General features: G+C 40.5%; 7 protein-coding genes and 5 pseudogenes. 9 read left to right on the top strand and 3 right to left on the bottom strand.

The genetic code is table 11. The annotated features are described in order from the left end of the window. Positions 1-286: 286 nt before the first annotated feature. Positions 287-889, bottom strand: a complete 603-nt coding sequence (gene rpsD, locus RCG23_RS17495) for a 30S ribosomal protein S4 (protein WP_308176731.1) — start codon at positions 887-889, stop codon at positions 287-289. A gap of 452 nt (positions 890-1,341) precedes the next feature. Here rpsD and RCG23_RS17500 point away from each other — a divergent pair, with 452 nt between their 5' ends. Both RCG23_RS17500 and megL read left to right on the top strand, forming a co-directional pair. Then, positions 1,342-3,234: a sensor domain-containing diguanylate cyclase gene (locus tag RCG23_RS17500; protein WP_308176732.1), complete on the top strand. Its 1,893-nt coding sequence runs from the start codon at positions 1,342-1,344 to the stop codon at positions 3,232-3,234. A 139-nt stretch (positions 3,235-3,373) separates the two neighbouring features. Continuing rightward, positions 3,374-4,559 (top strand): annotated as a pseudogene (megL, locus tag RCG23_RS17505) (methionine gamma-lyase). Between the two features lie 40 nt (positions 4,560-4,599). Here the strand turns inward: megL and RCG23_RS17510 are convergent. Next, positions 4,600-5,081 (bottom strand): annotated as a pseudogene (locus RCG23_RS17510) (GAF domain-containing protein). Between the two features lie 173 nt (positions 5,082-5,254). Between RCG23_RS17510 and refZ the strand changes: the two are divergent. Next, positions 5,255-5,887: a forespore capture DNA-binding protein RefZ gene (gene refZ, locus RCG23_RS17515; protein WP_308176733.1), complete on the top strand. Its 633-nt coding sequence runs from the start codon at positions 5,255-5,257 to the stop codon at positions 5,885-5,887. A 2-nt stretch (positions 5,888-5,889) separates the two neighbouring features. Here the strand turns inward: refZ and hisJ are convergent, their stop codons facing one another. After that, positions 5,890-6,681 carry a histidinol-phosphatase HisJ gene (gene hisJ / locus RCG23_RS17520; protein ID WP_308180095.1) on the bottom strand — a complete coding sequence of 264 codons (792 nt, stop codon included), beginning with the start codon at positions 6,679-6,681 and terminating at the stop codon, positions 5,890-5,892. A 238-nt stretch (positions 6,682-6,919) separates the two neighbouring features. On the opposite strand from hisJ, the pseudogene ezrA reads away from it, so the two are divergent. The 6 genes and pseudogenes from ezrA to RCG23_RS17550 all read left to right on the top strand — a co-directional run bounded on the left by ezrA (position 6,920) and on the right by RCG23_RS17550 (position 14,923). Next, a pseudogene (ezrA, locus tag RCG23_RS17525) lies at positions 6,920-8,613 on the top strand (septation ring formation regulator EzrA). A gap of 239 nt (positions 8,614-8,852) precedes the next feature. Next, positions 8,853-9,998 (top strand): cysteine desulfurase family protein, encoded by a 1,146-nt coding sequence (locus tag RCG23_RS17530; protein WP_308176734.1) that lies wholly within the window; start codon positions 8,853-8,855, stop codon positions 9,996-9,998. Further along, a pseudogene (gene thiI, locus RCG23_RS17535) lies at positions 9,995-11,202 on the top strand (tRNA uracil 4-sulfurtransferase ThiI). The gene RCG23_RS17530 and the pseudogene thiI overlap by 4 nt, the downstream one beginning before the upstream one ends. A 122-nt stretch (positions 11,203-11,324) precedes the next feature. Continuing rightward, complete coding sequence (locus tag RCG23_RS17540; protein WP_308176735.1) at positions 11,325-11,528, top strand: alpha/beta-type small acid-soluble spore protein; 204 nt, start codon at positions 11,325-11,327, stop codon at positions 11,526-11,528. A 130-nt stretch (positions 11,529-11,658) separates the two neighbouring features. Next, entirely contained in the window at positions 11,659-13,245 is a 1,587-nt protein-coding gene (gene mbcS, locus RCG23_RS17545; RefSeq protein ID WP_308176736.1) for an acyl-CoA synthetase MbcS, read from the top strand. A gap of 78 nt (positions 13,246-13,323) precedes the next feature. Continuing rightward, positions 13,324-14,923 (top strand): annotated as a pseudogene (locus RCG23_RS17550) (amidohydrolase). Positions 14,924-14,999: the final 76 nt, after the last annotated feature.

Genomic DNA, 14,999 nt, shown 5'->3' on the forward strand with positions numbered 1-14,999 from the left:
GCTTCGGTAGCATATGCTTCGCACGAAGAAAAAGCGATAGCTTTTTCGAGGAGCCCCCAGCCCCTCGGGGTCATAAGCCAAATCACTCCAGAAATCAGGATTTCCTGCATGATTCGTCTTATGCCTGTAGGGGCTTACCAGGGCGCTTGCGCCTTTTGTTCTTAGAAAAAAGATGGTTAGTCTTTGAGGTGTTTTATGACACCTTACATTTAATAACACTTTGTGCAGTCTGTTATTTATGCAATAAAAAGAGCCTTGCCAATAATGGCAAGGCCTAAAAGACTTATTAACGAGAGTAGAATTCAACGATAAGAGCTTCGTTGATTTCAGCAGGAAGTTCAGAACGCTCTGGTAAGCGAGTGAATGTTCCTTCAAGCTTGTCAGCATCGAAAGTTAAGAAGTCAGGTACGAAGTTGTTTACTTCTACAGCTTCCTTCACAACATCAAGATTGCGTGACTTTTCACGAAGGCTGATTGTTTGTCCAGCAGCAACGCGGTAAGATGGGATGTCAACGCGTGAACCATCAACAAGGATGTGTCCGTGGTTAACTAATTGGCGTGCAGCACGACGAGTGCGAGCCAATCCTAAACGGTAAACAACGTTGTCTAAACGTGCTTCAAGAAGGATCATGAAGTTTTCACCATGTTTACCAGGCATTTTGCCTGCTTTGTCAAACAGGTTGCGGAACTGACGCTCAGTTACTCCGTACATGTGACGAAGTTTTTGTTTTTCCTGCAATTGCAATCCGTATTCAGAAAGCTTTTTGCGTTGGTTTGGACCGTGTTGTCCAGGAGCGTAAGGACGCTTTTCTAATTCTTTACCCGTGCCGCTTAGAGAGATTCCAAGACGACGGGAGATTTTCCAGCTAGAGCCAGTATAACGAGCCATGAGAGACTCCTCCTCAGTGTTTTTATTTTGGTAAAATAAAAACTGTGGTGAAGCTGCAATAATGTACATTTTGTTTTCATGTAACTTCGCCCCAGCAGAATAGGGTTACCTGATACACCATCAGCAAAAGCAATCGCTGAGGAACAAAATGAGGCCATTAAAGTGTCCACTTAGTCTGCAATATTTTACACAAAGAGTATTATATAATTTTATTCAGGGAAATGTCAAGGCGTTTTTCATTCTCTTAAATTGTGGAAGTTCGATTTAAAAGATATTTTTTCAACAAATCCATTCATTCTAGTATTTTACCTGTGTTATAATTGAATAATCAAATAGTCCTACATACGGTGTGTCGGAATTAGGGAATATCGTATGAATTCAAGTTAATGAAAATGAAACGATATTGTATATTTATGGAAGATAAAATCACGGGCAAAATTAGGTGATATGGTATGGAATTATTGGAGAGCGACCTGGTCCTTCAGCTTAAAAGCTGTTTTTTTGATATGATCGGCGGAGAGTCTGGCATAATACCTTTTGAAACGGCTGCCTATGAAATGCTGTTGACTGTAAAAAGGTTGCTTCATTCAGAGGAAGTTACTTTATATTGGTATGATGAATGGAAACAGCAATTTCGGTATGAAGGGAGTGCGGTTGATGGAAGTAATGCATCCACCGACCCATCTTTTATTCCATACGAATTAATGGAAACGATAACAGGAAATTGCAATGTGTACCGTAAACCGCTGCCTATCGATTATTTTGATAGGTTTGATTTTCTGGTCATGCTGAAGGCAAACGGTAAATTGATTGGCTTTATGGCTTTGAAGGAAAACCGTGATAAAAGTCTCGGTCAGATGGGAAACGGGATATTTACGGGACTAGCGAAGGAATGCAGTTTATTTTTAGAAAAGGCACGTAACCTGGAAAAAGTAATAATGGAAGAGAAAAAATATAAACGTCTCTTTAAGGTAACGGAAAAATTTCACTCCACTATGGATATGGATGCTGTTCTCGGTGAAATTATTATGACGCTTCAAGACGTGTACCCTGCTTTTTCTTATTATCTACTTCTTTCACAGGATAATCATAACCACAGCGGGCTTCCTATTAAGGATTTGGAATATGATAGTGAAAATATTGCTGCCATGCAGGCCTATGTAACCGGAACCATCCAGTTCGAAGATTCTTTGCAGGAAAGAAGATCCATTTTATATGCCCCTTTAAAAGGGAAGCAGGGAGTATATGGGGTGCTGCAGGTTATTGCCCCAAATACACTTATGTTTCCGAAAAATGAAGTGGAATTCATCACTCTGCTCGCTGATACTGCAGGCAGTGCTCTGGAAAATGCCCAGCTTTACCAGCATTCAAAAAGGCTTATTTCAGATTTGCAGTTAATCAATGAAACATCACACCGGCTGAATTCTAATTTACGTTTAAATGAAACCATCAATTACATGTGCGAACAAATAATTAATTCATTTAATGCTCAGGAAGTCGGATTTTTTATGCTTTCACATGATCAGGGAGAGGCACAGGTTTTGCCCGGATCTACTGAATTTTTCCTGACGCAGGATGCTGAAATCTATATAAATTATATAATGGGAAAAATCGAGAAAGAAATAGACTCTCTTTTTATCGGGGATTTACAGCTTCAAACTAGTAGTCCTAATAAAAAGGTATTCCGTTCCGTAATAGCGGTTCCCATGGTTCAGAGTGATACATTGAAGGGCTTTGCGATTATTGTGCAGGAAGAACCCTATTATTTTTCCTTTGAAACCTTTAAGCTGCTGCAGTCGTTGATTCATCATTCGACTCTCGCATTCACGAACTCCATTCTGCATGAAGAATTGGAAAAAATGATTATAACAGATCATTTAACAAAATTGCATTCACGCAATTATTTGGATGAAAGAATCCAGAGGTCCATGTTAGATGACGAGCAGGGCGCATTTATCCTGATTGATATTGACGATTTTAAAATAATAAATGACACCTATGGGCATCAGCTAGGCGATGAAGTAATCATCCAGGTGGCGAATCTGATTAAAGGAAATATTCGTGGCTCAGATATTGGCGCGCGCTGGGGTGGAGAGGAATTAGCTATTTATCTGCCTAAAGTAACACTTAGCGCCGGCGTAGCGATAGCTGACAGATTGGTTGAAAGGGTAGCGGAAAGCACCGATCCTAATGTGACAATTTCCTGTGGTGTGTCATATTGGAACAGGGACAGACTTGACTCGTTTAAGTTTTTATTTAAGCGTGCAGATGAAGCGCTTTATTATGCCAAAAATTCCGGAAAAAACAAAGTGATTACCCAGGAAGATAAGACTCGGATAAGCTAGGCATCTCCTTGAACTGGGATGCCTTTTCTTATGAATTCAATCAAATCTCTTTCCATAATAATGGATTTATCATATTCTGTAATAAAGACATAAAAAGAAAAATGTAAGCGCTTGCAATAAAGTTTGGGGAGGAATCGAAATGAAGGAAAATAATATGCGGTTTGAAACTGAAGTCATTCATTCAGGATATTCTTCGGAAAAGTATGAGGGAAGCTTAACTCCACCGTTATTTCAAACATCAACTTTTACCTTCTCCACTGCTGAGCAGGGTGAAAAAAGATTTGCCGGGGAAGAAGAAGGGTTCATCTATTCCAGGCTTGGGAATCCAACGGTTAAAATGCTTGAAGATCGAATGGCAGCCATCGAAAAGGGTGAAGCTGCACTGGCATTCTCTTCTGGAATGGCAGCTGTTTCGGCAATTTTGGTAGCGTTAACGAAAACGGGGGATCATATTCTTTGTTCACAAGGAGTATATGGCTGTACATTTGGTCTGCTTCAATTAATGAAAGACAAATACGGAATTAGCCATGATTTTTCTTTAATGGATTCAGAGGAAGAACTGGAGAAGAGCATTCTACCCAATACCACATGCATTTATATTGAGACACCGATTAATCCCACTATGAAGCTTGTCAATCTTGAGATGGTTTCCTATGTTGCCAAAAAGAAAGGGATACCAGTGATTGTCGACAATACCTTTTGCTCCCCGTATTTACAGCAGCCGCTACTTCATGGCTGTGATGTCGTTATCCATAGTGCAACCAAGTATATTTGCGGCCATGGGGATGTCATAGCAGGGATTGCAGTTGGAAACAGGGACTTTATGAAAAAAGTAGCGATAACGACTCAGAAAGACATTGGTGGCATCATTTCCCCGTTTGATGCTTGGCTGCTTCTAAGAGGGTTAAAAACTATGGCTGTACGGCTGGATCGCCATTGCGACAATGCAAGCAAGCTATTTCAGTTTTTAAAAGGGCAGCCAATGGTTGAAAGTATCTATTATCCAGGGGATGAATTGCATCCTGATTATTGGATCATGGAAAAACAGATGAAACAGCCGGGTGGCCTGATCTCTTTTTCGATTAAAGGTACGAAAGAAACAGCGCAAGCATTTATGAACCAGTTAAAGCTAATAAAAATAGCTGTAAGCCTGGGGGATGCAGAAACATTGATTCAGCACCCGGCTACGATGACCCATGCGGTTGTACCTCAACAGGAACGATTGAAAATGGGCATTGGAGATACTCTCCTTCGCCTTTCTGTCGGCCTTGAAGGCCTGGGAGGATATTCAGGCTGATTTGGAGCAGGCAATGGAAAAAATCTAAAGAAAGGGCAAAGCGGAAACACCGCTTTGCCCAATTTTATTTAAATAAACTCCACCAAAACCTTAACTAGTTCTTCCAGCTTTTCCTGGTCCATTTCATCAAAACGGTTTTTTTCAGGAGAATCGATATCTAAAACTCCGATTAGCTTTCCTTCTTTCATCAATGGAACGACAATTTCGGATTGGGAGGCGGCGTCGCAGGCTATGTGCCTGGAAACTGGTGAACATCCTCAACACGAATGGTTTCCCGTAATTTGGCTGCTGTTCCGCAGACTCCTTTTCCAACAGGGATTCGAACACAGGCTGGCAAGCCTTGAAATGGCCCAAGTACCAATTCGTTATCGTTTTCCATGAGGTAAAAACCAACCCAGTTAATTCGGTCAAGAAATTGATTTAAAAGGGCTGAAGCATTGCTGAGATTGGCAATTTTATTAGTTTCACCGTGAAGCAAAGCCTGCAGCTGCTTTTTAACAAGTTCATAATTTTCTTCTTTAGTCCCGTTATATAATCCGACATTAAACATGAATATTCACCTGGTCCCTTCGAATTTTATCTATTATTTTATCAAAAATAGCAGTTATTGAGGAGAAATTGTCGAGAAATTTTTAAAGGGTTGATAAGGATGCTCCAAGAATGTAATTGTATAAGGCAAATCATGTGATATATACGGCCATGTACGCTCTAGGAGGAATTTGGATGGTAAAGAATTCGAAAGAAGCGATTGTGAATGCAGCAATCTCGTTATTTAATACAAAAGGTTATTCTGGAACATCCATCAGGGACATTGCCGGGAGTGCAAATGTAAATATCGCTAATATTGCCTATTATTTTCAAAACAAGCACGGATTGCTGGAGCATTGTTTTACTTCTTTTTTTGAGCAGTATTTAGCTGAACTTGAGGCGGGATATGTACTCTTAAATCAAGGGGCTGAGTTCTGTCTGAAAAATATCTCGGCCAACCTCTTGAACTTCTACTTCCGTAATATCCACCTAACCAGATTTATTTTACGTGAGATGTCAATTGATTCACAGGTAGTCAGGGAAATTATGTCCACATATTGCCTGAAAGAAAAATATCTTCTCCAGAAGGTACTTGAAAAAGGTAAAGAATGGGGAGAGTTCCGACCCCATTCAAGTGAATATATGATAATCCAGCTAAAAGGGCTTCTGACCATGCCTTTTTTAAATCCACATTATATAACCGAGGTTCTTCACGTGTATACACATGAACGCTTTTTTGTTGAGAAATACCAACAGGAAATCGATAACTGGATTGTAGGGTTTCTATGCACTGGGATAAAACGGCAGAAAGAAGCCATGCTGTTATAATTCTAAAACAGCATAACATTCAGCCCTTGTCCCATATCTTTGGTTTGGTGTGCATCTGAACCATAAATAAGTGGAATTTTCATTTTTTGGGCTTCCCGAACGATCCAATCAGAAGGATATGGTTCTCTGCAGAGGGGCTTAGCAGTTCCTGCCCCATTGTAATCTAGTTCATAGCCGTTTCTTTTTATCGACTGAAGGATAGTGAAGATTTCCTCTTTAAAATCCTCCGGTTGCGGAAACTTTTTATGAAACTTCCTGATTAACGTGATATGTCCTATACGCTTCGGCTTAAAAGGGCCGAGGTCTGCATTAATAGAGTATAGAACGGTTTGATAGTATTTTTTATAAAGGGCCTTAATGGATCCATACTGTTTAATCATGGATTCAAACAAGTCTGGACTATAATCCACGCAATCATAATTGCCTTCTTGCTTTAAAAAATGAACGGATAACACCGCATCATCAAGCTTTTCTCCAATCTCATTTAAAAAAAACTTTGTTTCCTCTTCAAAGCCTTCGATATAATCAACTTCAAGCCCAGCATTGATGACTATTTTCCCTCTAAATCGTTCTTTTACCCTGTCTATTTCCTTGAAGTAATCAATTAAATCTTTGTGCTGCATTGCGCTGTCCCTCGTTGGAACTGTATCCGAAAATCCGTCAGGAAAGGGGGCATGTTCTGTAAAAGTAATCTCCTTTAACCCCAAAGAGAGAGCTTTTTGAATATATTCCTCGAACGAATCCTTGGTGCCATGAGGACAAAAAGGAGTATGGATATGCCCATCTTTGTTAATCATGTCCGAAGCCTCCATTTGTTGAATATAAGGTAGTTTTTTCCCTATTTTTTAAAAATTTCTGTCAATTTTTGTTGTATGGTAAGAAATTCTCCAAAAAAATTGAAATTACTAGTCAAAAAATGTCGTTTACATGTTATCATAAAAGCATTGAAAAGAATATGATGATTTACATGTGAAATAGATTAGATAAACTGCTTTTAAAGAAAGCAGTCTTGCCGGAATCAGGGGGCTTATAATGGAGTATATCATTGGGACAATTATCCTTTTGCTTGCGTTATTCGTAACAGGTTTTTTTATAAAGAAAAAGTACTTTAAAGAGATGGACAGGCTGGAATCGTGGAAAATTGACTTAACGGATCGTCCGGTTTTGGATGAAATGTCCAAGGTGAAACAGCTCAATATGACCGGGCAGACAGAAGAACTTTTTGAAGGCTGGCGCAATGATTGGGATGACATTGTCACAGTTAAGCTGCCAAATCTTGAAGAACTGCTGTTTGATGCAGAAGAATACATAGACAAGTACAGGTTCAGACGGGCTAAAGAGGTTCAGCAGGCGATTGAGGAAAAGCTGCATGGAATTGAAGCTCGAATTGCCAATATCTTAGAGGAACTAAACAGCCTTGTTGGCAGTGAAGAAAAAAATCGGATTGAAATCGAAGAGCTAAAGGAACTTTACCGCGAATCGAAGAAAACACTTCTTGCCCATAGACACAGTTTTGGCAAAGCGGAAAAAAGCCTTGAAACTCGCTTGGATGAAGTGTCAGGGAAGTTCCAGATTTTTGATGAAAAAACTGAAAACGGAAATTACCTTGAAGCCAGGGAAGTCGTATTAACTATTAAAAGCAAGCTGGAAACGATTAAAATGAATATGGATTTAATCCCACAGTATTTAATTGAATGCCAGTCTATCCTCCCTGGCCAAATTTCTGAAGTAAAAGATGGCTATTCCGAAATGATTCAGCAAGGCTATTATCTCGAGCATCTTCAATTTGAAGAGGAAGTCAGCCGATTGAGTGAGGAGCTGGAGAGATTGTTCTCCTGCATCGAAGAAGCGGAAGTAGAAAAGCTTGGAGAAGGAATTCAGGAAATTAAAGACAGCATCGAAACCTTGTTTGATTTATTGGAAAAAGAAGTGAATTCCAGACAGCATATTTTCCAAAATGAAAAAGTCACAGCTGGATTGCTTGACTCTATACAGTCAGACAGTGAAAGCCTGAAAGAAGAAGTTTTCCATATCCAACAAAGCTACCATTTGACAGAAAACGAGCTTGAAATGCATAGTGAGCTTGAAAAACAATTAGCAGGACTTTACAAGCGTTTTGTAATTTTGTCAGAAAAAATCAAATTTAACGAAACATCACAATCCTCGATGAGTGATGAACTTCGCGAAATAAAAGAAGACCTTGATGCAGTGAGGGACGAGCAACAAAGATTTGGGTATAAATTGCATGCCTTCGCAAGGATGAAATGGCTGCCAGGGAAAAAGTAAGTGAATTGGTCAAGCGTTTAAGTGAGACAGCCAGACAGGTTTCAAAGAGCAATATTCCTGGCCTTCCTGAGGATTATAAATATCTCTTTGAAGACGGAAACGAGAGCATTCAGAATGTGAAGAAACGATTGGAAGAAAAGCCTCTAGATATTTCAGCGGTTCACCAATATCTGGAGATTGCGGTTTTGACAGTAGATAAACTGATTAACACTACCACAGAGATGGTTGAGAATGTCATGCTTGCAGAAAAGGTCATTCAATATGGAAATCGCTACCGCAGCAAGTATCCTTCTATTGCGAAGGGATTAAATGAAGCTGAAAGAGCCTTCCGCTGTTATGACTATCGAGGAGCTCTTGAACAGGCGGCTGCTTCGATTGAAGAGATTGACCCGGGTGCATTAAAGAAAATTGAGACCATCTTGTCAAGTGAGAACGAATAACTGTACCAGATTCAACTATAATTCTTTTTATCAGTAACCGGTTCGCATCGTTGCGAATCGGTTTTCTATGTCCAGAAATAGATAAACAGTGTAATTGTTTTTTGAATTAGTGCCATTAGACGAATTTTGGGGAAATTAAGCTGTATAGCTACAGCCATAAGTATGTCCGTTTAATTTTTACGACGTTTATGATAAGCTTTATACTTATATTCGGTTTTCGGCATGAAAGGAGAAGACCAATGATTTATTTTGACAATAGTGCAACTACAAAACCATATAAGGATGCTTTAGAGTCCTATGTAAAGGTATCAACTGATTACTTTGGAAATCCTTCATCACTTCACGGGCTGGGAGGACAGGCAGAAAAGCTTTTGTCACAGGCGAGAGCCCAAATCGCAGCCTTGATGAATATAAAGCCGGCGGAATTGTTTTTTACCTCCGGGGGAACGGAAAGCAATAATCTGGCGATTAAGGGAGCTGCTCTCATGAACAAGGGGAGAGGCCGACACCTTATAACCACCAAAACGGAGCATCCTTCCGTACGGGGAGCAATGGAACAGCTGGAAGAATTTGGGTTCGGTGTCACCTATCTGTCCGTCGATAATATGGGAAGAGTAAGTGTCGAAGAATTAAGAAATGCCATTAAAGAAGATACGATTTTAGTATCTGTCATGCATGTTAATAATGAAGTCGGCACCATCCAGCCAATTAAGGAAATTGGCCAAATGCTTGAAGAATTTCCTAAAATCCTTTTTCATGTTGACCATGTACAGGGAATCGGTAAGGTTCCATTGGATATAAATAAATCCAGAATTGATTTTTGTTCCATTTCGGGCCATAAATTCCATGGGTTAAAGGGAACAGGAGCCATATATATACGGGAAGGCCTAAGATTGTCACCATTATTTTCAGGTGGGAATCAGGAATGGCGCCAGAGGAGCGGCACCGAGAATGTGGCTGGAATTGTTGCTATGGCAAAGGCGTTACGGCTCGAGATGTTAAACAGGGATTTAGGCCTTGAAAAGATGATTTCAATTCAAGATACCTTGAGAATGGGGTTAAAGGAGATAGAAGGCATAAAGATCCATACGCCGACTATCCATTCCGCTCCGCATATTCTGAATTTTTCTCTGGAGGGTATCAAATCTGAAATTTTTGTCCATGCACTTGAGGAAAAAGAAATATATGTCTCAACTACAAGCGCATGCTCATCAAAAAAGAAAGCTCCAAGCCGGACACTTCTTGCAATGGGTGTTCCACAGGAGCTTGCAGAAAGCTCAATCCGTCTCAGCCTTTCCTTTGACAATAGAGAAGAAGAGGCTTTAATAGTTCTCGCCGCTATAAAAGAAACAACTGGGAATTTAGGAAGGATAATGACGAAATGAATTATGACCGCATATTAATACGTTATGGTGAAATATCTACTAAAGGAAGAAATCGCAACAAATTTGTCGATAAATTAAAAAAGAGTATTAATAAAGCACTCGCAGGTTTTCCAAAAATTGAAATCGAAGCGACCAGAGAAAGAATGTATATTCTCTTGAATGGTGAAAATGGAGATGAAATTTCGGAAGCATTAAGGAATATTTTTGGTATCCAATCGTTCAGCCCTGCAGTAAAGGTTGAAAGAAATCTTGAAAAAATGAAGAAAGCTGCCCTTGAGCTGGTTACCAGGATTTATCAAGATGGACAAACCTTTAAGATCACTGGAAGAAGAGCTGATAAAACCTTTGAATTAAATACAGATGAAATTAACCATGAATTTGGCGGACACTTATTAAAAAATATCCCCGGTCTAAAAGTCGATGTGAAAAAACCGGATATTAACCTGCAAATAGAAGTCAGGCTGAAGCAGTTTATTTAACGTGTGAAACCATTTATGGTGCAGGCGGGATGCCTGTAGGCTCTAGTGGCAGGGCGATGCTAATGCTGTCGGGAGGGATTGATAGCCCGGTTGCAGGGTATTTAGCGATGAAAAGAGGATTGGAGCTTGAAGCGGTCCATTTTTTCAGTCCGCCTTTCACAAGTGAGCGCTCAAAGCAAAAAGTACTTGATCTCACTGAAATTCTTTCTAAAATCAGCGGCCAGATTACCTTGCATATTGTTCCATTTACGGAAATTCAGCAGGCTATCAGGCAGCAGGTTCCTGAAAATTACTCCATGACGACAACAAGGCGCATGATGCTCCGTATAACTGATGAAATTAGGAATAGGCGTGAGGGGCTGGCGATTGTTACGGGTGAAAGTCTTGGCCAGGTAGCAAGCCAGACATTGGAAAGTATGTTTGCTATTAATGAGGTAACCAATACACCGCTTTTACGGCCTTTAATTACAATGGATAAATCAGATATTATAAAAATATCCCAAGAAATAAATACGCATGATATTTCCATCCGGCCTTATGAGGATTGCTGTACAATATTTGTTCCAGCTTCACCGAAAACAAAGCCTCGCAGGGAAAAGGTAGGGCACTTCGAAAGCTTTATCGACTTTGAGCCGTATATTCAAAGGGCTGTGGATGGGGTTGAAACAATTCATATTGGCGCAGCCCAAAAGAAGCAAGAAAACCAAATAGATGATTTATTCTAAAAAAAATTAAATTATTTTATTAATTAGCAGATTTCTAATAATTTGTGAACAATTACCAAAAAAGTTTTGAATGATGCCATGTGATTCTACACATTCTATATTTACAAAGGAGGTGAAATCACATGGCAAACAACAGCTCAAATCAACTTGTAGTACCTGGTGTACAACAAGCTCTTGACCAAATGAAATATGAAATCGCAACTGAGTTCGGTGTTCAACTTGGTGCTGATACAACTTCACGTGCTAACGGTTCTGTTGGTGGTGAAATCACTAAGCGTCTAGTTCAAATGGCTGAACAGCAATTAGGCGGCGGATTTTCCCGATAATAAAATATAATATGGCTACAGGGAGCGGGTTCACACCCGCTCTCTTTATTTTTGTCTTTATCTGTTTAATAATTTTAAATTGTGAAATAATTTTGTATAATAATGATAAGACATTTTCGGGAGGGATAAAATGAAACGGGAAGATCTGATTGCACCTGAAAACTACAATCTGGTTACTGAAGTAGAGCAATTTGCGGCGAGTTCTGAGCGGGTTGCGTTAAAATGGGAAAATGAAGCTGGAGAGAAAGACGAAATTACATATGAGCAATTAATCAAAAAAGTAAACCAAGCAGGAAACGTATTCAGGGATAAGGGGCTGCAAAAGGGGGATGTAGTCCTTGTGATGGCACCAAGGCTTATTGAGGCATATATGGTCTATCTGGCGGCTTTAAAAGCAGGTCTTGTTGTCATTCCTAGTTCTGAAATGCTTAGGGAAAAGGATATTCAATACCGCATTACCCATGGGGATGTTAAAGGCATCATCTGCTATTATCCGTACGTCAATCAGTTTGGAAGTATTATTCAGCAAAATGACCTTGTCGCCTTCTCAATCGGAAAGCAGGAAGAAGGTTGGATTTTCCTGGATGAGGAAATGAAAGCGGCTTCAGAATTATTTGAGTTTGCTGACACTAAAAGAGATGACATGGCATTCTTATCTTATACATCGGGAACAACAGGCAATCCAAAAGGCGTTGTCCATACGCATGGATGGGCGTTCGCGCATTTAAGGACTGCCGCAAAAAATTGGCTCGGTATTGAAGATGCTGATACGGTCTGGGCAACTGCCTGCCCTGGCTGGCAAAAGTGGATATGGAGCCCTTTCTTATCCGTTCTTGGCTCAGGTGCGACAGGTTTTGTTTACCACGGAAAATTTGAACCAGGAACCTACTTGAAGCTCCTGGAAACATACGATATTAATGTTTTATGCTGTACCCCAACAGAATACAGACTGATGGCAAAAGCTGATAATATTCATGAATTTAAGCTTCCTCATCTTCATAGTGCTGTTTCAGCTGGTGAACCATTAAATCGCGAAGTAATTGAAACCTTCAAAAAGCATTTTAACGTGGAAGTCCGTGATGGTTATGGGCAGACAGAAAATACATTGCTTGTCGGTGTATCAAAAGGAATGGAGCTGCGACCGGGTTCTATGGGTCAGCCTACACCTGGAAACAGGGTTGAGATTGTCAATGAGAACGGCGAGATCTGTTCAGTCGGTGAAGTTGGGGATATTGCTGTCCACTTTGAAACACCTGCACTTTTTAAAAATTACTATAAAGATCCAGAGCGTACCGCCATGCAGTTCAGAGGTGATTATTACATCACCGGTGATAAGGCGAAAAAGGACGAAGACGGGTATTTCTGGTTCGAAGGGCGCGGCGATGATATTATTATCAGCTCTGGGTATACCATCGGTCCATTTGAGGTAGAGGATGCACTCGTAAAACACCCGTATGTTAAAGAATGTGCAGTCGTCGCGAGCCCTGATGAAATAAGAGGGCATATCGTAAAGGCGTTTGTAGTATTAAGGGAAGAAGTAGACCCGAATGACCCTGAGTTAATTAAAAAGCTTCAGGATCATGTGAAAGAATTGACTGCTCCATACAAATATCCAAGGAAAATTGAGTTCCTGGCTGACTTGCCAAAGACAACATCCGGGAAAATTCGCCGGATTGAACTTAGGCAAAAAGAAGCACAATCTGCAAATAATGCTTAATTGTTTGTATTATTGAAGCAGGCGGATCCTCCGTCTGCTTTTTAAAATGGATAAAACAAGATGCAAGGAGAGAGAACGATGGGGAAATTATGGTTTGGGGGGACGATTTATACCCTTCAGAAAGAAGGCGAGACTGTTAACGCAGTCTATACAGAAAATGGGAAAATTATTAAAATAGGTGAATCCAGTATATTAGAAAGCCAGTATCGTGACTCGATAGTTGAGTGTATAGATCTAAAAGGAAAAGTGATGTATCCAGGTTTTGTTGATAGTCATATGCATTTAATCGGCCATGGAGAAAAGCTGATCAGGCTTGACCTATCTGACCTTACTTCAAAAGAAGCGGTATTAAATTCAGTAAAAAGGCATGCAGAACATATAAAAGCAGGTGAATGGCTGATTGGCGAAGGATGGAATGAAAACCTATGGGAAAAGCCTGAAATTATTCATTGCGATGAACTGGATCACATTATACCTGAACATCCCGTCATTTTAAAAAGAACCTGCCGACATGCCATGGTAGCCAATTCTCTCGCATTGGAACTCGCGTACATTACGGCTCAGACAGATTGCCCGTCTGGAGGGGTCATCGATAAGGATGATAAAGGAAGTCTTACAGGACTGTTAAAGGACAATGCACAGGATTTGCTGTTGGCAGCTGTGCCGGAGGTTTCCGAACAATACTTAGCAAGAGCTGCAGCTGCTGCTATCAAGGATTTATACAAGCTCGGTGTTACAGGCTCCCATACTGAGGATTTAAATTATTATGGCGGTTTTAAGAGAACCTATCAGACGTTCAAAAAAGTGATTGAGGAAGATGGCTTAAAATTCAGGGCACATCTTTTGGTACACCACGAGGTAATTGACGATTTAGTTGATGCCGGTGAGGGATATTTATCAGGAAATGAATGGATTGAATTTGGCTCAATGAAATTTTTTGCAGATGGGGCACTTGGCGGGAGAACAGCATTATTAAGCCATCCTTATCATGACGACCCTGAGACTGAAGGTATGGCGATTTTTTCACAGGATCAGCTGAACGGGCTAGTGAAGAAGGCTCGTGAATTGGGATTGCCAGTGGCAATCCATGCGATCGGAGACAGGCCTTTGAAATGGTGCTAAATGCGATCGAGAAGCACCCCCTTATAGGCGGAGGCAGGGATCGGCTGATCCACGCGCAAATTTTAAGAAAGGAACTGATTGAAAGGACAAAGAAATTACCTGCCATTCTCGATATTCAACCAAGATTCCTGGCGTCTGATTATCCGTGGGTGATTGACAGGGTAGGCCTGATCATATGGAATTTTGTTATGCATGGAAAACACTTTTAAATGAAGGCCTCCATTGTGCTGGTGGGTCTGATGCCCCGATAGAACCGGCAGATCCATTGCTCGGAATACATGCCGCGGTTACACGTACAAATCTCGATGATTTGGAAGGAACCGTTTATCAGCCTGAACAGGCTCTGTCTGTTTATGAAGCTATTTCTCTATTTACAAAAGGCAGCGCATATGCGGCTTCACATGAAAATGACCGAGGAATGATAAAGGAAGGGTTCCTTGCGGATTTTACTATTTTGGACCGGGACCTGTTTGAAATGCCAAAGGCGGAAATTGCCCAGGCACGGGCCGAAATGACCGTTATTGGCGGAGACATTGTATATAACAGGGAGTCCTAAAACAAAAACATTGGCAGCTCCTTCTGTTTCGATTTATAATTATTTCGAAACTAGAAAGAATAGGGGCTCGAAAGAT

This window comes from Neobacillus sp. PS3-34 (genome assembly GCF_030915465.1).
In the GTDB taxonomy this organism is placed as follows: Bacteria; Bacillota; Bacilli; order Bacillales; family Cytobacillaceae; genus Neobacillus_A.